We start from the raw sequence: 19,634 nt of genomic DNA, 5'->3' as shown, positions 1-19,634 counted from the left end.
GACAAACCCGATGCCGTTGCGCCTGTTGCTGATCCTCTTGTTCCTGTGCGTTACCGGCGCGGCGCGGGCCGGGGAAGTGCTGCGCATCGCGGCGGATCGCTGGCCGCCCTACGCGGATCGCCAGTTGCCCGGCAACGGCGTGGCGGTGCACCTGGTGCAGGCGGCGCTCAAGCGTGCCGGTTATGCCAGCGAGTACATCGAAGTGCCCTGGCCGCGCGTGCTGCACGGCGTGGCCAACGGTGAGTACGATCTGGTGGCGGATGCCTGGTATTCGCCGGAGCGGGAATCCTTCGGGGTGTATTCCGAGCCCTACCTGGTCAATCGTGTACGTCTGATCAAGCGCAAGGGCTCATCCATCACCTTCGCCAAACTGGCCGACCTCTACCCGTATCGCATCGCCATGGTGCGCGGATATGCCTATTCCCAGGCATTCGACAACGATCCGAAACTGCAGCGGGTACCGGTGTTCAGTTTCGTCAACGCAGCGTTGATGTTGCAGGCCGGGCGGGTGGACCTGACGCTGGAAGACGAGATCACCGCGCGAGTGCACTTCAACGGTGACCTCGCCGAACTCAAGGGGCAGCTGGATTTCCTGCCGGTGCCGCTGACCGAGAATGGCCTGCACATCCTGGTCGGCCGGCATGTGCCCGACCACGCGGCGATCATCGCGGCGTTCAACAAAGCGATCGGCGAGATGCACCAGGACGGCAGCTACGACGAGTTGATGCGCGAGCACGGGCTGTAGCGGTCGCTGCATTTCCCTGCAGAAGTGCGTCAGGCGGCTTCGATCTGTTCCGCGCCGAGATCCTTCTTCAGCAGGTGCGCCGCCAGGGTGCGCAATGGTGTGAGCTGTCGGCAAATGAGTGCCAACTGGGTCTGCACCAGTCGGTGGGCGTCGTCCTGTTCCTCCGGCAGTTCTTCCAGGCGTTTGGCCAGCGCGTCTTCCTCGTCGCTGTAGATATCCACCGGGCGTCTCTCGTTGAGGCGCGCGGCGATGTCGTCGAGGCTGCTGGTCAGGCGTTCGGCGGCTTCGGCGATGAGGTCGTCGTTGACGTCCGGCGGCAGCTGGTTGCGGTGCGCGCCGAGGGCGGAAAGGTAGCTGAGCAGGGTGTGCGACAGCACCAGGAAGCGGAAGCCGATCTCTGCGTCCTTACGGAAGTGGCCGGGCTCCAGCAGCATGTTCGACAACGTGGTGGAGAGCGTCGCGTCGGCGTTGTGCGCGTTGCGCCGGGCGGTGCGGTAGGCGAGGTCGTCGCGCTTGCCGTTGGCGTACTGTTGCATGATTTCCCGCAGGTAACGACTGTTGCACGCCAGGGTGCCGCCGACCAGGCGGTGCAGGCTGCGTCCGTGCCAGTCGGGCAGGATCAGGAATACCGCGATGCCGGCGATCAGCGCGCCGAGCAGGGTATCGAACAGGCGCGGCAGGATCAGCCCGTAGCCGTCGCCCACCTGGTTGAAGCAGAACAGCACCAGCAGCGTGATCGCCGCCGTCGCCAGGGTGTAGCGGGTACTCCGCGTGGCGAAGAAGGCGACCCCGGCGACCACCGCCAGCAGCGACTGGATCAGCGGGTTGGGGAACAGGTCGATCAATGCCCAGCCAGCCACCAGGCCGACCAGCGTGCCGAGTATCCGCTGCACCATGCGGATGCGCGTGGCGCCGTAGTTCGGCTGGCAGACGAACACCGTGGTGAGCATGATCCAGTAGCCCTGGGTCGGGTGGATCAGGTGCAGCATTCCGTAGCCGGCGGCCAGCGCCAGCGACAGGCGCAGGGCGTGGCGGAACAGCAGTGAGGTCGGCGAGACCTGCAGGCGGATGCGCTCCAGCGCGTCCTTGAATGAGCGCGGCGAGCGGTCCAGCAGCGTGCTGTCCTGCTCGTCGTCGAGCATGTCGGGGTTGCTCGCGCCGCTGAGCTTGCGGTCCAGCGTGGTGAGGTTGGCCGCCAGCGCGCCGAGGGAGCGCAGCAGCCCGCGCCAGGCCGGGTTGCCCTGCTGGCGCAGGTACTCCAGCGAGGCGTTGAGGTCGGCCAGGGCCAGTTCGCTGTCGTTGTAATCGAACGGCTGGCGCAACTGGATCGCCTTCGCCAGCGCCTTGCACGCCTTGCCCTGCTGATTGAGCAGGCGCTGGCAGCGGAACAGCACGTCACTGTGGAAGAAGGCTTCGGCCAGCTGGTTGTATGGGTAGTGCGAGGAGCTGGCGCGCTCGTGGACGTCCTGGGCGATGAAGTAGAGCTTCAGGTAGCGGCTGATCTTCGGGCTCGGCCTGCCGTGGGACAGCCGGGCGAGGATGGTTTCCTTGGCCTGGTTGAGCGCCACCACGACCCGCCCGTTCTGCCGCGCCAGCGCCAGACGCTGGGCCTCGACGTCGAGCTGACGCAGCGGCTCCAGCAGGGTCGACTTGATCTTCAGGTACTCGCCCAGTTCGAGGAACAGTTTGGCGAGGCTTTGCTGCACCGGCTGATTGGCGAACAGCGCGTTCCACAGCACCGACAGCAGCCCGTACCAGAGCGCACCGGCCACCAGCAGCAGGGGTTCGCGCCAGAAGTCGGTGGGCGTGCCGCCGCGCTGGTCGACGCCGATCATGGTGTAGATCGACAGGATCAGGGTGGCCGAGGCGATCGCCGCATAGCGCTCGCCCAGGGCGCCAAGCAGGGTCATGGCGAAGGTCGAGAGCGCGAGCCCGGCGACGAACAAGTGTGGGTAGGGGAACAGCAGTTCGACCGCCAGCGCGGCGATGGTGAAGCACGCCAGGGTCACCAGCAGCGCCTGCAGGCGGCCCAGCCAGTGGTCGTCGGTTTCCGCCAGGGCGCTGGCGATGACCCCGAGGAACAGCGGGATCACCAGCTCCGGGCGACCCTGCAGCCAGCACGCGAGCATGACCCCGCTGAGGGCGACGAACACCCGCAGGCTGTAGGCGAACTTGTCCAGCGCCCAGAGGCGCCGCAGAGACTGGAGCAGTGGGGAGGAGAACATGCGCGTGGCGGGACTTCCGGGTGTCTGCCGCTCAGACTAGCGGATCGCTCCGGGCGCGGCTATCGCGAGGGCGACACGCAAGTGTCCTGGCTGCGCAGAGAGGCTTTTTCCAGGAGCTAGCATGCTCGCGAACTCCCAATTCTGGCGCTGCCGGATGGCACGTTCGCGAGCAATAACTAGGCGTTCCCCTCGCTCCTGCAGGATGCCCCAATCAAACAGGGCATCGGTGTCAGAGAATCCGCGCCTTGAACGAGCGACCCTTGATCTTGCCTTCGTTGAAATGCTTCAGCGCCTGCTTGGCGATGTCGCGCTCGACCGCGACGAAGGCCTGGAAATCGAAGATGGCGATCTTGCCGACCTGCGTGCCCTTGAGTCCGGCGTCGCCGGTCAGCGCGCCGAGGATATCGCCGGGACGCAGCTTGTCCTTGCGCCCGCCGGCGATGGCCAGGGTTGTCATAGCCGGCAGCAGCGGAGTGTCGTTGGCCTTGAGGAAATCGATGCGCTCCCAGTTCAGCGGCTTACCCTGCAGGTCTTCGATGGCCTGCGCGCGATTGGCTTCGGCGGGAGTGACCAGCGACAGCGCCAGGCCCTTTTCGCCTGCGCGGCCACTGCGGCCGATACGGTGAATGTGGATCTGCGCATCGCGTGACAGTTCGACGTTGATCACCGCTTCCAATGCGGCGATGTCCAGCCCGCGTGCGGCCACGTCGGTGGCCACCAGCACGCTGCAGCTGCGGTTGGCGAACATGGTCAGCACCTGGTCACGCTCGCGCTGTTCCAGATCGCCATGCAGGGCCAAAGCGGAAATCTTGCGGGCGTTAAGCTGCTCGACCACTTCCATGCACTGCTGGCGGGTATGGCAGAACGCGACGCAGGACTGCGGGCGGAAATGCTGAAGCAGGCGGACGACGGCATCGAGGCGCTGCTTGGGATCGATCTCGTAGAAGTGCTGTTCGATCTGGCTGTCGTCGTGCAGTGCTTCCACTTCCACGCGCTCGGGGTTCTTCAGGAACTTCGCCGCCAACTGGTCGATACCCTCGGGGTAGGTGGCGGAGAACAGCAGGGTCTGCCGGCGCGCCGGTACCTGGCCGATGATGTCGGCGATGCTGTCGTAGAAGCCCATGTCGAGCATGCGGTCGGCTTCGTCGAGTACCAGAGTGTTCAGGCCTTCGAGCTTAAGGGTGCCGCGGCGCAGGTGTTCCTGGATGCGACCGGGCGTGCCGACCACCACGTGGGCACCGTGCTCCAGCGAGCCGATCTGCGGGCCGAAAGGCGTGCCGCCGCAAAGGGTCAGTACCTTGATGTTGTCGGCGGCGCGGGCCAGGCGGCGGATTTCCTTGGCGACCTGATCGGCCAACTCGCGGGTCGGGCACAGCACCAGCGCCTGGCAACCGAAGTAGCGCGGATTCAGCGGGCTGAGCAGGCCAATGCCGAAGGCAGCGGTCTTGCCGCTGCCGGTCTTGGCCTGGGCAATCAGATCGCGGCCCTTGAGGATCGCCGGCAGGGCGGTGGCCTGGATCGGCGTCATCTCGCGGTAGCCGAGAGAGTCGAGGTTGGCCAGCAGGTCGGCCGACAGCGCGAGGCTGGAAAATGCAGAGGTGGTCACGAAGGGAACCCGGGTGAATCCATATGGCCGCGCAGTGTAGCAGGAGAGCATCGCCAGCAGGGCTGAGAAGCCGATATGGCAAGGGTTTGAGGCCGCTCGTCCGATTTTCTCCAGGTGGTGCTCCGCGGTTTTTTCAAGAGATTCGCTTTCCTCAGATTTTTGTCGTAGAGTTTCTGCACTGTGTTTGCATGGGTCGCCGTCGATCGTGACCTGATGCGGTCGGTTCTTCCACCCCGTCCTGCTCGACTCCTTGTAACTCCTTGCAACTCAGTTCCTGGCCATTCGTGGCTAATTTCAAAAATACGTTCCAAGGAGAACACCATGTCGAATCGTCAGAACGGCACCGTCAAGTGGTTCAACGAGACCAAAGGCTACGGCTTCATTACCCCGGAAAGCGGCCCGGACGTGTTCGTACACTTCCGCGCCATTGAAGGTACCGGCTTCAAGACCCTGGCCGAAGGCCAGAAGGTCACCTTCGAAGTCGTGCAGGGCCAGAAAGGCATGCAGGCCGAGCGCGTACAGGTAGCCTAAGCGCTTCCTGGCGTCAGCCAAGAAACCCCGGGTGGAAACATCCGGGGTTTTTTATTGCCTATGTTCTGAATGCCTATAGTGCCGCCATCGTTTTTCCGGAGCCGCCATCCATGCCATCGCCCGCCTTCCGACTGCTGCTCGCCGCCCTGCTCTTCTCGGGCAGCGCCCTTGCCGCCGACGCCCCCACGCAGCCCACCACCTGGGGCTGGGTGGAAACGCTCATGCTCATGCCCGAGCAGGCGCCGCTCAAGGCCAAGCTGGATACCGGTGCGCAGACGTCGGTGATGGATGCGCGCAACATCGTCCGGATCAAGAAGAACGGCGAGCGCTGGGTGCAGTACGACGTGATGCTCACCGATCCTGCCACGGGTAAGGAGCAGCGCTTGCCCTTCGAGCGGCGCGTCGAGCGTGTGCTCAAGTTCAAGAATGAGAGCGGCGTCGAGCGCAGCCCGGTGGTGCTGATGGACGTATGCCTGGGCGGCAAGGTCTACCGCGAACAGTTCACCCTCCGTGACCGCCAGACCCTGGATTACCCGGTACTGCTCGGCCGCCGTACCCTGGAACACTTGGGCGCGGTGGACGCTTCGAAGACGCAGACTGTCGCGCCCACCTGCAAGCCCTGATCAGTGCTCGTCGACGCCATGCTCCGGCTCGACTCGGCGTGGCGTGGTACGACCGTCTTCGGCGTTGAGCTGGAAGAAGATCGCCGCCGCCAGCATCGAGAGGATGCCGACGCTGAAGTAGGTCGCGTGGAAGGCTGACAGCACGTCATCCTGCACGCTTTCCTGATCGCCAGTGAAGCCGCCCAGCAGTGCCGCCGCGCAGGCGATGCCCATGCCGATGGACAATTGCATGACCACCGAGAGCAGGCTGTTGCCCGCGCTTGCGTTGTCGTCGCGCAGGTCGATCAGGGTCAGGGTGTTCATCGCGGTGAACTGCAGCGAGTTGATCCCGCCCAGCACCGCCAGTTGCACCAGCAGCAGGATGTAGGAGGTGTTCTGGTCCACCAGCCCGAGGCTGGCGATCATCGCCCCCAGCAGCAGCGTGTTGCTCACCAGCAGCTTGCGGTAGCCGAACAGGTCCAGGAGCGGCCTTGCCAACGACTTGATCAGCATGGCCGCGAGCGCCATCGGGATCATGGTCATCCCCGCACGCGACGGCGAGAAGCCGAGGCCAACCTGTAGCAGCAGCGGCGTGAGGAAGGGCAGGGAGCCGCTGCCCAGACGCGCGAACAGGTTGCCCAGCACCCCCACCGCGAAGGTGCGGGTGCGGAACAGCGCCGGCGGGAACAGCGGCGATTCGATACGCAGTGCGCGCAGCCAATACGCCGCCAGCAGTACCAACCCGCCGACCAGCAGGAGGACCACGCGGACGTGGGGCATATGCAGCTCGCCCAGGCCTTCCAGGGCGATGGTGATCAGCACCATGGCGCCACCGAAGAGCAGGAAGCCGATCGAGTCGAAGCGCGTTGCGCGCACGCCGTGCAGGTCCGGCATCAGGCGCAGGGCGACGATGAAGCCGACCAGCCCCACCGGCAGGTTGATCAGGAAGATCCAGTGCCAGCTGGCGTACTCCACCAACCAGCCGCCCAGGGTCGGGCCGGCGAGCGGGCCTAGCAAGCCGGGGATGGTGACGAAGCTGAGGATGCGCACCAGCTCCGTCCGCGGGTACACGCGCAGGATCACCAGGCGCCCGACCGGCATCATCAGCGCACCGCCGATACCCTGTACCACCCGCGCGCCGACCAGGGTGCCGAGGCTGGTGGAGAGCGCGCAGAGCAGCGAGCCGAGGCTGAACAGGAAGATCGCAAAGAGGAATACCCGGCGCGTGCCGAAGCGGTCGGAAATCCAGCCGGAGGAGGGGATCAGCAGCGCCACGGTGAGCAGGTAGGCGATCACCACGCCTTGCATGCGCAGCGGGTCCTCCGCCAGAGAGCGGGCCATGCTTGGCAGGGCGGTATTGAGGATGGTGCCATCCAGGGCCTGCATGAAGAAGGCGATGGCTACCAGCCAGGGCAGCAGGCGGGCCACTCGGGGCGTGAGGATGAAGGGTTCGCTCATGGTCGGTCCGTCGGGCGGGAATGGCTCTAGCTTAGGGAAACTTTGGCAGGCGTGGGGGAAATCGGCGCGCTCGCGAAACGGAAAGTAGCCGCCGTGACACCGGGAAGGATTGGACGCATGCCTCTTCATCGCCGCCATGCAGGCGCTGCGAGATCCCCCTCCTCAGGCGCTGAAACGGCTTTTCCGGCAGTTTCGTGGGGGGTACCGGATTTCTTCTGGCGGCGGCCATGGAGGAACAATGCCCTGCTCGTCCGGTCGATATGGCGTCCGGTACACCCCCAGGAGACAGCGATGTCCGTCAAACCCCGTGTCACCCTCGCACTGGCCGCCTTGCTGGCGGCTTCCTCTGCGTTTGCCTTCAACCTGGGCGACGCCGCCAAGGCGGTGTCCGGCGCGACCGGATCCGACACCTCGCGCGTTGCTTCAACGCCGCAGACCAGCGGCCTCCTCGATGCCCTGACCGGTCAGCTCGGTGTCAGTGACGAACAGGCGCTCGGCGGTACCGGCGCACTGTTGGGCCTGGCGAAGAACAAGCTGAGCACCGCCGATTATTCGCAGTTGGCGAAGACCGTTCCCGGACTCGACAAGCTTACCGGCAGCAACGCCCTGGGCGGCCTCGGCGGCCAGCTTGGCAACCTGGGCGGTGGCGCTTCCAGCGGCCTGCTGGGCAACGTCAGCAGCATGGGCGATGTGAGCAAGGCTTTCGGTGCGCTGGGCATGGACCAGGACATGACCGGAAAATTCTCCAGCGTGCTGCTGGATTACCTCGGCAAGCAGGGCCTGAACAGCAACCTGCTCGGCACCCTGGGCAGCCTCTGGGGCACCGGCGCCTGATATCCGCCGGGCGGCGCGGAACCGCCGCGCCGCGCTCCGGTCCTATCGACGATCGGGCCCCGTCCTGGGGCCGGACATCCGTTTTCCGGAGCCGTCGATGCCCCCCCGTTCCGTCGTCTTCCTGGCTGCCGCGTGGCTGGCCGCTTCCCCTGTGTTCGCCGCTACCTTCACCGACACCCGCGAGCCCGTTGCCGAGACGCAGAGCGTGCCGCCGGCGGCCAGCGCGTTGCTGGGCAATCTCACCAGGCAACTGGGCGTCAGCGAGCAGCAGGCGATCGGCGGTACCGGCGCCATGCTGGCGATGGCGATGAACAGCCTGAAGGAAACCGACACGGCGCAGCTGCAGAAATCCCTGCCGAACCTCGATCAACTCGCCGGCAACAGCTCGCTGGGCGATCTAGGCGGGGCGCTGGGCGGTTTCGGTGGACTGGGCAACGCTGCAGCGCTGCTGGGAGGGATCAACAACCTCCAGGACGTCGACCAGATATTCGGCGTACTGGGCATGGACCAGTCGATGATCGGCCTCTTCGCCGGGGTGATCCTCGACTACTTCACCGAACAGGGCCTGAGCAGCCAACTGCTGGGGACACTCGGCGGCCTCTGGGGCACTCCGATAGCCCCGCTGACGCCGGCTGCGCCGGTCGCCGGACGGGGCGCGTAGGGAGCGTCAGAACTCCTGGCGCAGCTGTTCGATTCGCGCATCCTTCTGTTCCCACAGCTGCGATACCCAGTGTTGCACGTACTGGCGGAACTCCGGGTCGTTCTCGTAATCGCCCTGCCATAGCGCGGGGTCGATCTCGCGCGCCTGGATGTCGACGATGACGCGCGGCACGCGTCCGCACAGCAGGTCCCAGAAGCCCGGTCGCGGGCCTTTCGGGTAGACCAGGGTGACGTCCAGCAGGGTATCGAGCTGTTCACCCAGCGCTGCCAGCACGAAGGCCACGCCGCCAGCCTTGGGGCGCAGCAGGTTCTGGTAGGGCGACTGCTGCTGGGCCTGCTTGGCCGGGGTGAAGCGCGTGCCTTCGAGGTAGTTCACCACGGTCACCGGCATGCGCTTGAATTTCTCGCAGGCGGCCTTGGTGATTTCCAGGTCCTTGCCCTTGAGTTCCGGGTGCTTCTCCAGGAAGGCCTTGCTGTAGCGCTTCATGAAGGGGTAGTCGAGCGCCCAGAAGGCCAGGCCGAGGAAGGGCACCCAGATCAGCTCCTTCTTCAGGAAGAACTTGAAGTAGGGCGTTTTGCGGTTGAAGGCCTGCACCAGCGCCGGGATGTCGACCCACGACTGGTGGTTGCTGATCACGAGATACGAAGTGTCGCCGCGTAGCTGGGCGGCGCCGCGGATTTCCCAGACGGTCGGGGTCATCAGGGCGAAGATGGCCTTGTCGATCTCCGCCCAGGTCTCGGCGATCCACATCACCCCGCGCGAGCACGCATCCTTAGCCCCCTGACCGGGGACGACCAGCTTGAGCAGCGCGATAAGCATCATCGGCCCGATCAGGATCAGCGTGTTGAGCAACAGCAGGAGGCTGGCGATGACGCCTTTGACTGCCGGCATGGGGTCCATTCCTTGTGCGACGGTGGCGCGGCCATGATACGCAGACAATTGGTCTGGCCCAAGCGGCGTGGGTATGGCGAACCAATGGCCGCCGTGCTAGTCCTATGCGACATATTCCACCCCCGGAGATTCCGCGTGAAACGCGTCCTCGCCCTGCTTTCCCTTATTGCGCTCCCCGGCCTCGCACTGGCCGCAGACGCCAAGCTGTACGGCCGCTACGAATGGGTCAGCCTGCCTGAACTGAACCAGACCCTGCAGGCCAAGATGGACACCGGCGCCTACACCTCGTCGCTGTCGGCCAAGGACATCCAGATATTCCAGCGCGACGGCGAGGACTGGGTGCGCTTCAAGCTGGCCACCAAGGATGGCGGCGACTCGGTGTACGAGCACAAGCTGTCGCGCATCTCGAAGATCAAGAACCGCTCTGACGGCGCGGGCGATGAGGACGAAGAAGCTTCCACTCCCGGCCTAAGCCAGCGTCCGGTGATCGAGTTGCCGGTGTGCCTGGGAGGCGACCAGCGCACCATCGAAGTCAACCTCACCGACCGCAGCCACTTCAACTACCCCTTCCTGATGGGCGCCAAGGGCTTGCGCAAGTTCCACGTCGCCGTCGACTCGGGCGAGCGTTTCGTCGCCGGCAAGCCGAGCTGCTCCTGATCCTCGATTGACGCGGCGCGGGGCATGATGGACCCTTCTGCGGACCATCCCGGGAATCGGAATCCCATGCCCCACATCCTCATTGTCGAAGATGAAGCCGCCATCGCCGACACACTGCTCTATGCCCTGCAGGCCGAAGGTTTCGAGACCACCTGGCTGAACCTCGCCGGCCCCGCCCTGGAACGCCTGCAGGGTGAGGTGTTCGACCTGGTCATTCTCGATGTCGGCCTGCCCGACATCAGCGGCTTCGAAGCCTGCAAGCAACTGCGGCGCTTCTCCGAGGTGCCGGTAATCTTCCTGACCGCGCGCAACGCCGAGATCGACCGCGTGGTGGGACTGGAGATCGGCGCCGACGACTATGTGGTCAAACCCTTCAGCCCGCGCGAAGTCGCCGCCCGGGTGAAGGCCATCCTCAAGCGCACCGCGCCGCGTGAAGCGCCGGCCACGGCACCTGCCAACAACGGCCCGTTCGAGGTGGACGAGGAGCGCTTCCAGATTCGCTACCACGCCCATTCGCTGGCCCTGACCCGCCACGAATTCCGACTGCTGCAAGCATTGCTGGCGCGCCCCGAGCGCGTCTTCAGTCGCGAGCAGTTGCTCGATGCGCTGGGCGTCGCCGCCGATGCCGGCTATGAGCGCAACGTCGACAGCCACATCAAGAGCCTGCGCGCCAAGCTGCGCCAGGTCGCCCCCGCCGCCGAACCGATCCAGACCCATCGCGGCCTGGGCTACAGCTACGCGCCGGACAAGGCCTGATGCGCCTGTCGCTGCGGATCTTCCTGGTCTACTTCTTCTTCGTCGGGCTGACCGGCTGGTTCGTCCTGCGCACGGTGATGGACGAGATCCGCCCCGGCGTGCGGCAGTCCAGCGAAGAGACGCTGGTGGATACCGCCAACCTGCTCGCCGAGATTCTCCAGGCCGACGTGAAGAGCGGCACCCTCGACCAGAGTCGGCTGCCCGACATGCTCCGCGCATACGGCGCGCGCAGCCCGCAGGCGGACATCTGGGGCGTGAACAAGACCGCGGTGAACCACCGCATCTACGTTACCGACGCGCGCGGCGTCGTCCTGCTGGACTCCCTCGGCAAGGCGGTAGGCCAGGATTATTCGCGCTGGAATGACGTCTATCGGACCCTCAACGGCCAGTACGGGGCGCGCTCCAGCCGCGAGTCGGCGGACGATCCGGAGTCCTCGGTGATGTACGTCGCCGCGCCGATCCGCGACGGCGACAAGATCATCGGCGTGGTCTCGGTCTCCAAGCCCAATCGCACGCTGCAGCCCTACATCGACCGCTCGCAGCGGCGCCTGGCCTGGCTCGGCGCCGGGCTGATCGTGCTCGGCCTGCTGGTGGGCGCGGGGCTGTCCTGGTGGCTGAGCCGCTCGCTGGATCGCCTGACCCGCTACGCCCAGGCGGTGAGCGAGGGCCGCCGCGCGGAGCTGCCGAAATACCGGGGCGGCGAGATGGCGCAGCTGGCCGGCGCGGTGGAGCACATGCGCGTGCAGCTGGAAGGCAAGGATTACGTCGAGCGCTACGTGCATACCCTGACCCACGAATTGAAGAGCCCGCTGGCGGCAATTCGCGGAGCCGCGGAACTGCTCGAGGGCGAGATGCCCGCCGATCAGCGCGCGCGCTTCGTCGGCAACATCGCCGGGGAAAGCGAGCGCCTGCAGCAACTGATCGAGCGCCTGCTGAACCTCGCCCAGGTGGAGCAGCGTCAGGGGCTGGAGGAGCATGTGCCGGTGGCGTTGCATGAGCTGGCGAATGAGCTGATCGATGAGCGCATGGCTCGTGTGCAGGACGTGCAACTGGAGAATGCGATTCCACCGCAGGCAAGCGTGGTGGGTGAGCGTTTCCTGCTGCGCCAGGCGTTGGGTAACCTGCTGGACAATGCGCTGGATTTCACCCCGGCCGGTGGCGTGATTCGCTTCGTTGCGCAGCCTGACGGCGATGGTTGGCGCGTGGAGTTGTTCAACCAGGGCGAAGCGATTCCGGAGTTTGCCCTGCCGCGCCTGACCGAGCGCTTCTATTCGCTGCCGCGCCCGGTGAGTGGGCGCAAGAGCACTGGTCTTGGCCTCAACTTCGTCGCTGAGGTGGCAGCGCTGCATGGCGGTGAGTTGCGCGTGGAGAACGTCGAGGGCGGCGTGCGCGCGAGCCTGCTTTTGCCCTTGTAGGAGCGAGCCGAAGCCACATAAAACCCACACACTCTCCACACTTCGCCCCGAGCGCCCCCACGTACGGGCCCCAGGCTTGCCCCGTCGTCCACCTACGGAGAAGCCTTCGATGAATCGCCACCTCGGCATCAAGCTCGGCGCCATTGCGCTGCTGATCGTCCTCTTGCTGATACCCCTGCTGATGATCGACGGCCTCGTCGACGAGCGTCAGAACTACCGCGACGAGGTCCTGGAGGACATCGCCCGCAGCGCCAGCTACCGTCAGCAGCTCACCGGCCCGCTGGTGGTCGTGCCCTACACCCGCACCATTCGCAGCTGGCGCCTGGACAAGGCGAGCCAGCAGCGCGTGCTGCAGGAGCGCGAGGTGCGCGGGCGGCTGTACTTCCTGCCGGAAGTCTTCAGCCTCGATGGGCAGATGCGCACCGAGCTGCGTCATCGCGGCATCTACGAGGCGCGCCTGTTCCATGCCGAGAGCCAGGTCAGCGGCAGCTTCGTCCTGCCGGCCAACTACGGCATCACCAGCGACCTGGGCAGCTACCGTTTCGACGACCCGCTGCTGGCGGTGGGCATCAGCGACGTGCGCGGCATCGAGAACGCACCGAAGCTGAAGGTCGGTGACGAACTGCGCGACTTCCAGCCGGGCACCCAGAGCCAGTTCCTCGGCAACGGCGTGCATGCGGTGCTGCCACTCAAGGCCAGCGATCACGAACAGCGATTTGACTACGCCTTCGAACTGTCGCTGCTGGGCAGCAGCCGCCTCGACATCACCCCGATCGGCCGCGACAGCCAGGTCAACCTGGTCTCGGACTGGCCGCACCCCAGCTTCGGCGGCGAGTTCCTGCCCACCGAGCGCAGCGTCAGCGACCAGGGCTTCAGCGCCCGCTGGCGCACCAGCTTCTTCGCCACGAATCTGGAGGACCAGCTGCGTGCCTGCACCGCCCCGGCCCAGGTGGATGTCGCCCGCGCGGTCGACGCGGTCGATGCGGATGCCTTCCGCGTCAACTCCGCCGAGTGCAACGAGTTCGGCCAGCACCGCTTCGGCGTGGCGCTAGTGGACCCGGTGGACCAGTACCTGAAGACCGACCGCGCGGTGAAGTACGCGCTGCTGTTCATCGTCCTCACCTTCGCTGGCTTCTTCCTCTTCGAAGTGCTCAAGCGCCTGTCGGTGCACCCGATCCAGTACGCCCTGGTGGGCATGGCGCTGGCGCTGTTCTACCTGTTGCTGCTGTCGCTCTCCGAGCATGTCGGCTTCGAGCTGGCCTACCTGCTGTCCGCTGGCGCGTGTGTCGGGCTGATCGGCTTCTACCTCTGCCATGTGCTGCGCAGCCTGTGGCGCGGAGCCGGGTTCAGCCTCGGGCTGGCCGGGCTCTACGGGATGCTTTACGCGCTGCTCAGTGCCGAGGACTACGCGCTGCTGATGGGTTCGCTGCTGCTGTTCGGCGTGCTCGGCGGCGTGATGGTCCTGACCCGTCACCTGGACTGGTACGGCATCGGCAAGCCCCGTGGCGATGAACTGGAATTTTCCCTGGAAGACGTGCGCGCGGCGCGCTGAGGAGAATGGATATGCCTAACCTGATGCGTTTTTCTCTGTGCCTGTTCGCCGGCCTTCTGGTGAGTGGCCTGTGCTTGCCGGTGCTGATGCTGCTCGGCCGCTTCGACTGGATCGCTCTGCTGGTGGCCACCGGCAAGCCGCTGGCGCACCTCGCGCTCTTGCTGCCGGGCGAACTGTGGACGCAACTCACCGGAGTCGAGGATGCGGCGAACAATCCCCATGTGCGCTCCTTCCTGGAGATGTGCATGGGCGTGGCACAGCTCGGCCTGCTGCTGGCGTTGCCGATCTACCGACTGGGGAAGAAGTGATGAGTGCCTGGAGCGGATTGCGCGAGGAGCGTGAAGTGGGGCGGCGGCTGGCGCAGCGGATCGCCGGGTTGTTCGAGCAGGGCTTGAGCGGCGAGTGGTGCGTGATGAGCGCTTTCAGCGACGAGTGGTGCGGCGCGGCTTGTGCGAGACGAAGTTCTGGCGCGCTGGCTATGCCCTCACCCCAACCCTCTCCCATAGGGAGAGGGAGCTGGGCGGTGCCGGCTGGAGAGTGTGGCCTTCGCCTGAACGTTCGATAGATCGAAGCTGGCGTTGTTCTCTGTAGCGGGAGCTTCAGGCCGGCACCGTGGCCTGCATCGAAGGCCGCTGGCTGACTTCGGCGAACCACTTGGACAGCTGCGGATACTCGGCGCGCCAGTCCCAGTGCGGCTGGCGGAAGTCCAGGTAGCCCAGGGCACAGGCCACGCCGATGGCAGCAATGTCGAAGCGCCCGGCGAGTTCGGCGTGGGCAGGGCCGTCGAAGTAGGCGAGGGTGCGGACGATCTTCAACTGCTGGTTGTCCAGCCATTTATCCCAGTGTTTTTCCTGTGGGCGCATGGCGGTTTCGTAGCGGATCAGCACGGCCGCGTCGAGCACTGCGTCGGCCAGCGAAGCAAGAGTGAGACGACGCCAGCGCGCTGCGCCCTCGCGGGGAATCAGCGGTTCGCCGGCGTGCTGTTGGTCGAGGTATTCGAGGATCACCCGGCTGTCGTTCAGGGTCTGGCCGTCGGCCAGGCGCAGCGCGGGAATCTTGCCGGCGGGGTTGTCGTGCAGTACGCCGGCGTCCGGCGCGATGGGCGTGTGGACGGCGGCGTACAGCTCCACGGAGTCCACCTGGCCGGTCTCGTGCAGCAGGACCATGACCTTGCGCACGAAGGGCGAAGCGGCGGCGTGGAACAGGACGGGGCGGGTACTCATCGGCAGCAACTCCTGGGGTTCGGTCATCGGTTCAATCGCGGATCAGCACCAGGCGATCGGTGCCGGATTCGGCCCCCCACACCTCGCCGGGCCGGCCAAGCAATTGGCGGACATTGGCGTTTGCGTGGTCGCTGGGGAAGGCCGTGAATGTCTCGCTCTGCGGGTCGAAGCGCAGCAGCGCATTCGCGGAAAAATCGCTCAGCCACACCTGGTCCATGGCATCGACGTAGACCGCATAAGGCTGCGGATGATCGCCCGGCAGTTTCCAGGTTTTCCACTGGTTGTCGCTGGGGTCGAAGCGTGCGAGGCTCCCGGCGTTCCACTGGCTGACCCAGAGCCGCCCCACGGAATCCGCCCACAGGCGGCGCGGGCCGCCATCCTTGCTCGGTGCATCGAAGGCGGTGGCGCTGCCCTGGATGCCGTCGATCTGGCCGATGTAATTGCCTGCCAGCGAGGCGTACCAGACGCCACCATCCGGAGCCACGGCGATGCCATACGGGCCCTTGCCGCGCGGCGCCGGCCAGACCTTCAGGTCGCGGCTGCTCGGGTCGAGGCGGCCGTAGAAACCGTTCTGCCCGGTGAACCACAGCACGCCGTCGTCATCGAATACCGCAGTGTTGAGGTTGGCGTCGGCCGCCTCCTTGGGCAGCGGTATGACTTCCACCCCCAGGCGTTGTGCGTCCACGTGGACGATGGCGTTCTGGCCGCTGTCGGTGATCCAGGCGTCGCCGTTGCCATCGGCGATCACGCCATGGGGACTGGAGCCCTTGCCCAGGCTGATCTGCTCGGTCTGCCCGGTCTGCGGATCGAGCCGGCCGAGCACGCCGAGCTTCTGCGCGGTGTACCAGACCTTGCCGTCCTCGGTGGGCGCCACATCGTGCGGGCCGGAGTCCTTGGGCAGGTCGAAGTATCTCACCTCGGCGGCATGGGCGCCGGTGGCCAGCAGCAGGCTGGCGAGGAACAGCGGCAGGACGCGAAGCATGGGGCTCTCCTTGGCAGAGTCCGGATTCAGGTGAGACTGTACGCCGGTCAGTGTGGCCGACGAAACGAAGGAGAGCGGCTTGTGACGACGATTTCCGTACGTGGGGCGGCCTGCCGCCAGGGTTCGCCGGTGAACGACGATGCCATCGGCTACACCGCGCAGGCGGCCTGGGTGCTGGATGGCGCGACCAGTCTCGGGCAGGGATTGGTGGGCGGCGAGAGCGATGCGCGCTGGCTGGCGCAGAGCGCCAATGCGCACCTGCAGCGTCTGCTGGAAGAGCAACCGTTTCGGCCGACCGGCGACCTGCTGGCGCAATTGCAGGCGGGCATCGCCGCGGATTTCCAGCGCGACTCCGGCGTGGCCGCAAGCCTGGATCTCAACTTGCCCACCGCTTGCCTGAGCCTGCTGCGGGTGCTGGGCGATGGCTCGCTGGAGCTGCTCAATCTCTGCGACACCAGCATCCACCTGGCCTGGGACGATGGCCGTGTGGAGAGCTTCGGCGATACGCCGCTGGAAGAGATCGATCGCCAGTCGGTGCAGCGCCTGCTGGCGCTACGCGAGGCGAATCCGGGCTGGAGCCACGCGCAACTCTGGCAGGCCAGTCGCGAATGGGTGCGGCGCAACCGCGCGCTGGCCAATACACCGGAAGGCTACTGGTGCCTCGACCCGAGTGAGCGCTGGATTCCCCACGTGCAGCGCCGGGTGCTCGACCCCGCGGGGCTGAAGGCGTTCATGCTGGTGAGCGATGGCTTCGACCGGCTGCTGGATTTCCGCCAGTACGATCTCGACGCGCTGTTCGCGGCGTTGCCCGAGCGTGGCGTGGAGGCGCTGATCGATGACCTGCGCGCGCTGGAAAGCGCCGATGACCAGGCGCTGGAGTATCCGCGGCTGAAGATCCACGACGATGCGAGCGTGGTGTGGGGAGAGGTGGTGCGCTGAGCAGGGGCCCGCATTGCGCGGGCCGTCGACACCGTAGGGCGAATAACCTGGAACAGGTTTTCCGCCGTTGTTTCGGCGGATAACGCTGGCGCGTTATGCGCCCTACGAGAGCCTGTTACGTCAGAACTTGTAATTGACGCTGGCGACCACGTTACGGCGGTCGCCGTAGTAGCAGTAGAAGCCGTCGCAGGTGGAGATGTATTCCTTATCGAATACGTTGTTGGCATTCAGCGCGACGTTCAGGCCATTGAGGCTGTTGTCGAGGCGGCCGAGGTCGTAGTGCACCGCGGCGTCGTAGACGGTGTAGGAACCTGTGTCGCCGTCCGACTTGTCACGTACGTAGCCCATGCTGCCGATGGCGATGTTGTGGGTCTCGCCGACGTAGCGGGTGCCGAAGCCCAGGCCGAAACCGTCGAGCAGGCCGTCATGCCAGGTGTAGTCGGCCCACAGCGAGGCCTGGTTTTCCGGGGTGAGCGGCAACGGACGGTTCTTATCCAGCGGGTTGGCGACCTTGGTCATCTTGCTGTTGGCGTAGGTGTAGGCGGCGGTCACCTTGAGGTTCTCGGTGACAGTGCCCACCGCCTCCAGCTCGAAGCCACGGACCTGCGCCTCGCCTACCGGGCGGCTGATGAAGTCGCTGCCGGTGAGGACGATGTTCTTGCGGGTCAGGTCATAGACTGCGGCGCTGAGCATCAGGTCGGTGCCAACCGGCTGGTACTTCACGCCCAGTTCGACCTGTTTGCCGGTGCTCGGCTCGAAGGCCGCGCCGTTGGTCCCGCCGGCTTCGGTCTGGAACGACTCGGCGTAGGACACGTAAGGCGCTACGCCGTTGTCGAACACGTAGCTGAGCGCCGCATTGCCGCTGAAGTTGCTGTCGCGGCGGGTATCGGTGGCGCCATTGGCGTTGTAGAACTTCGAGCCGGTGTGGGCCCAGTCCTGGCGGCCGCCGAGGGTCAGGCGCCAGTTGTCCAGGGCGATCTGGTCCTGGGCGTACAGACCGGTGTCACGCATCTTCTGGTTGTAGTCGTTGTACGCGGTGTAGACGACGTTGCTGAAGTCCTGGCCGTAGATCGGCTTGCTGATGTTGCTGGTCGGCGCGCTGCCGTAGAGCCACTTGTAGTTGGTGTTGGCGCGCTGGTGGTCCAGGCCCAGCAGCAAGGTGTGCTTGAGCGGGCCGGTGGAGAAGTCGGCCTGCAGGTTGTTGTCGATGGCGAACTGGCTGATGTCCTCGTCGACCACGTTGGCGCCACGGGACAGGGTGCCGTCATCGGCTACCGAGGTCGCGCTGCCGCCGGCGGTGATGCCCTGGAAGGACAGGTCGCTCTTGGTGTAGCGCAGGTTCTGGCGGAACTGCCAGACGTCGTTGATGCGGTGCTCGAAGGCGTAGCCCAGGGCGTAATAAGTCTTGTCGTAGAACTCCCAGTCCGGGTCACCCAGGTTCTCGTGGTACTTCACCTCGCCGGCGGGAGTCGACAGCTTGGTGCCCTGCAGCGGCAGGAACTGGCTGGTGATGCCGGTATCGTCGCGGTTGAACTGCGAGAGGAAGGTCAGCTTGGTGTCTTCGTCGAAGTTCCAGGTCAGGCTCGGGGCGATGTTGTAGCGCTTGTTGTCGACGTGATCGACCTGCGTGTTGCTGTCGCGCACCACACCGCTGACGCGGTAGAGCAGGTTGCCGGCGTCGTCGACCTTGCCGGTGCTGTCGAAGGAAATCTGCTTGTGTTCGTAGCTGCCGACCTGCAGCTGCACTTCGTGGCTACTCTCGGCCTCGGGACGGCGGCTGGTCATGTCCAGCAGGCCGCCGGGCGGGGTCTGGCCGTACAGCGAGGATGCCGGGCCGCGCAGCAGGGCGACGCGCTCCAGGTCCCAGGTTTCCAGCTTGGGCATCACGTAGGAGCCCTTGGGCAGCGGCAGGCCGTCGAGGAATTGTGTCGGCTCGAAGCCGCGCACTTTCAGCCATTCGGCGCGGGTGTCGTTGCCGTAGCTGCTGGCGATTACGCCGGGCATGTAGCGCACCGCGTCGTCCAGGCTCTGCACGTTGCGGTCCTGCATCTGCTCGCGGGTGGCCACGGAGATGGAGCGCGGGGCTTCCAGCAGCGGGGTATCCGTTTTGGTGCCGGCGCGGGTGCGGGTGGCGAGGTAGCCGACGGCGGGGCCGTCCGGGTCTTCCTGGGTGCCGCTGATGGTGGTCGCGGACATCGACAGCGTGTCGCTGGGTACCGGCCGCAGGCTGTAGCTGCCCGATTCGCTTTCCACCAGTTCCAGCCCGCTGCCCTGCAGCGCCTGGCGCAGCGCGCTGGCGGCATCGTAGCGACCCTGCACGGGGTGCGCGCTGCGGCCCTGGGCCAGCGCCGGGTCGAGGCTGAGCGACAGGCCGGCTTGGGCGGCGATGCGGTTGAGGGTGCTGGCCAGCGGGCCGGCGGGGACCTGGTAATCACGCACGGCTTCGGCGGCGATGGCCGAAGTGGTGGCCAGCAGGATGGCGGTGGCTAGCAGGCAGGGGCGGAGCGACAGTTCGAACGGGCGGCGCATTGAAAACGACTCCTGAATGAAAACGTTT

18 protein-coding genes are annotated in these 19,634 nt (G+C 65.8%); 11 read left to right on the top strand and 7 right to left on the bottom strand.

Going from position 1 to position 19,634, the window contains the following annotated elements:
* Nucleotides 1-10 precede the first annotated feature (10 nt).
* Nucleotides 11-745: an ABC transporter substrate-binding protein gene (locus ACIPK7_RS14070; protein WP_192436030.1), complete on the top strand. Its 735-nt coding sequence runs from the start codon at nucleotides 11-13 to the stop codon at nucleotides 743-745.
* A gap of 29 nt (nucleotides 746-774) precedes the next feature.
* On the opposite strand, the gene yccS is transcribed toward ACIPK7_RS14070, so the two are convergent.
* Both yccS and dbpA read right to left on the bottom strand, forming a co-directional pair.
* Complete coding sequence (gene yccS, locus ACIPK7_RS14065; RefSeq protein WP_401088367.1) at nucleotides 775-2,970, bottom strand: YccS family putative transporter; 2,196 nt, start codon at nucleotides 2,968-2,970, stop codon at nucleotides 775-777.
* 229 nt (nucleotides 2,971-3,199) lie between these two features.
* On the bottom strand, nucleotides 3,200-4,576 hold the full coding sequence (gene dbpA / locus ACIPK7_RS14060) for an ATP-dependent RNA helicase DbpA (protein WP_401088365.1): 1,377 nt from the start codon (nucleotides 4,574-4,576) through the stop codon (nucleotides 3,200-3,202).
* Between the two features lie 321 nt (nucleotides 4,577-4,897).
* Here dbpA and ACIPK7_RS14055 point away from each other — a divergent pair, with 321 nt between their 5' ends.
* Complete coding sequence (locus tag ACIPK7_RS14055; RefSeq protein WP_138213067.1) at nucleotides 4,898-5,107, top strand: cold-shock protein; 210 nt, start codon at nucleotides 4,898-4,900, stop codon at nucleotides 5,105-5,107.
* Nucleotides 5,108-5,217: 110 nt separating this feature from the next.
* A complete protein-coding gene (locus ACIPK7_RS14050) occupies nucleotides 5,218-5,730 on the top strand; it encodes a RimK/LysX family protein (protein ID WP_192436027.1) in 513 nt (170 codons plus the stop codon).
* Here the strand turns inward: ACIPK7_RS14050 and mdtD are convergent, their stop codons facing one another.
* Nucleotides 5,731-7,167 (bottom strand): multidrug transporter subunit MdtD, encoded by a 1,437-nt coding sequence (gene mdtD / locus ACIPK7_RS14045; protein WP_192436026.1) that lies wholly within the window; start codon nucleotides 7,165-7,167, stop codon nucleotides 5,731-5,733.
* Nucleotides 7,168-7,458: 291 nt separating this feature from the next.
* Here mdtD and ACIPK7_RS14040 point away from each other — a divergent pair, with 291 nt between their 5' ends.
* Both ACIPK7_RS14040 and ACIPK7_RS14035 read left to right on the top strand, forming a co-directional pair.
* Nucleotides 7,459-8,001, top strand: coding sequence for a DUF2780 domain-containing protein (locus tag ACIPK7_RS14040; protein WP_192436025.1), 543 nt, complete (start codon nucleotides 7,459-7,461; stop codon nucleotides 7,999-8,001).
* 97 nt (nucleotides 8,002-8,098) lie between these two features.
* Nucleotides 8,099-8,662: a DUF2780 domain-containing protein gene (locus ACIPK7_RS14035; RefSeq protein WP_192436024.1), complete on the top strand. Its 564-nt coding sequence runs from the start codon at nucleotides 8,099-8,101 to the stop codon at nucleotides 8,660-8,662.
* 6 nt (nucleotides 8,663-8,668) lie between these two features.
* Here ACIPK7_RS14035 and ACIPK7_RS14030 read toward each other — a convergent pair whose 3' ends face one another.
* Entirely contained in the window at nucleotides 8,669-9,553 is an 885-nt protein-coding gene (locus ACIPK7_RS14030) for an acyltransferase (protein WP_192436023.1), read from the bottom strand.
* Nucleotides 9,554-9,688: 135 nt separating this feature from the next.
* Here ACIPK7_RS14030 and ACIPK7_RS14025 point away from each other — a divergent pair, with 135 nt between their 5' ends.
* The 5 genes from ACIPK7_RS14025 to ACIPK7_RS14005 all read left to right on the top strand — a co-directional run bounded on the left by ACIPK7_RS14025 (nucleotide 9,689) and on the right by ACIPK7_RS14005 (nucleotide 14,241).
* Nucleotides 9,689-10,210 carry an ATP-dependent zinc protease gene (locus ACIPK7_RS14025; RefSeq protein ID WP_192436022.1) on the top strand — a complete coding sequence of 174 codons (522 nt, stop codon included), beginning with the start codon at nucleotides 9,689-9,691 and terminating at the stop codon, nucleotides 10,208-10,210.
* 66 nt (nucleotides 10,211-10,276) lie between these two features.
* Nucleotides 10,277-10,966 (top strand): two-component system response regulator CreB, encoded by a 690-nt coding sequence (gene creB, locus ACIPK7_RS14020; RefSeq protein WP_192436021.1) that lies wholly within the window; start codon nucleotides 10,277-10,279, stop codon nucleotides 10,964-10,966.
* Nucleotides 10,966-12,381 carry a two-component system sensor histidine kinase CreC gene (gene creC / locus ACIPK7_RS14015; protein WP_401088361.1) on the top strand — a complete coding sequence of 472 codons (1,416 nt, stop codon included), beginning with the start codon at nucleotides 10,966-10,968 and terminating at the stop codon, nucleotides 12,379-12,381. Before creB ends, creC begins: the two co-directional genes overlap by 1 nt.
* 109 nt (nucleotides 12,382-12,490) lie before the next feature.
* A complete protein-coding gene (gene creD / locus ACIPK7_RS14010; protein ID WP_401088359.1) occupies nucleotides 12,491-13,933 on the top strand; it encodes a cell envelope integrity protein CreD in 1,443 nt (480 codons plus the stop codon).
* Nucleotides 13,934-13,944: 11 nt separating this feature from the next.
* Complete coding sequence (locus tag ACIPK7_RS14005) at nucleotides 13,945-14,241, top strand: hypothetical protein (protein WP_081519652.1); 297 nt, start codon at nucleotides 13,945-13,947, stop codon at nucleotides 14,239-14,241.
* A 291-nt stretch (nucleotides 14,242-14,532) separates the two neighbouring features.
* Here ACIPK7_RS14005 and ACIPK7_RS14000 read toward each other — a convergent pair whose 3' ends face one another.
* Both ACIPK7_RS14000 and ACIPK7_RS13995 read right to left on the bottom strand, forming a co-directional pair.
* Entirely contained in the window at nucleotides 14,533-15,156 is a 624-nt protein-coding gene (locus ACIPK7_RS14000; protein WP_192436018.1) for a glutathione S-transferase family protein, read from the bottom strand.
* Between the two features lie 31 nt (nucleotides 15,157-15,187).
* On the bottom strand, nucleotides 15,188-16,138 hold the full coding sequence (locus ACIPK7_RS13995; RefSeq protein WP_401088357.1) for an SMP-30/gluconolactonase/LRE family protein: 951 nt from the start codon (nucleotides 16,136-16,138) through the stop codon (nucleotides 15,188-15,190).
* Between the two features lie 81 nt (nucleotides 16,139-16,219).
* Here ACIPK7_RS13995 and ACIPK7_RS13990 point away from each other — a divergent pair, with 81 nt between their 5' ends.
* Complete coding sequence (locus ACIPK7_RS13990) at nucleotides 16,220-17,077, top strand: protein phosphatase 2C domain-containing protein (protein WP_401088355.1); 858 nt, start codon at nucleotides 16,220-16,222, stop codon at nucleotides 17,075-17,077.
* Nucleotides 17,078-17,197: 120 nt separating this feature from the next.
* Here the strand turns inward: ACIPK7_RS13990 and ACIPK7_RS13985 are convergent, their stop codons facing one another.
* Complete coding sequence (locus ACIPK7_RS13985) at nucleotides 17,198-19,606, bottom strand: TonB-dependent siderophore receptor (protein ID WP_401088353.1); 2,409 nt, start codon at nucleotides 19,604-19,606, stop codon at nucleotides 17,198-17,200.
* Nucleotides 19,607-19,634: the final 28 nt, after the last annotated feature.

Origin of the sequence: Pseudomonas sp. NPDC086581 (genome assembly GCF_044746165.1) — a bacterium.
Taxonomy (GTDB): Bacteria; Pseudomonadota; Gammaproteobacteria; order Pseudomonadales; family Pseudomonadaceae; genus Pseudomonas.
This window is presented reverse-complemented; position numbering and strand designations above follow the sequence as displayed.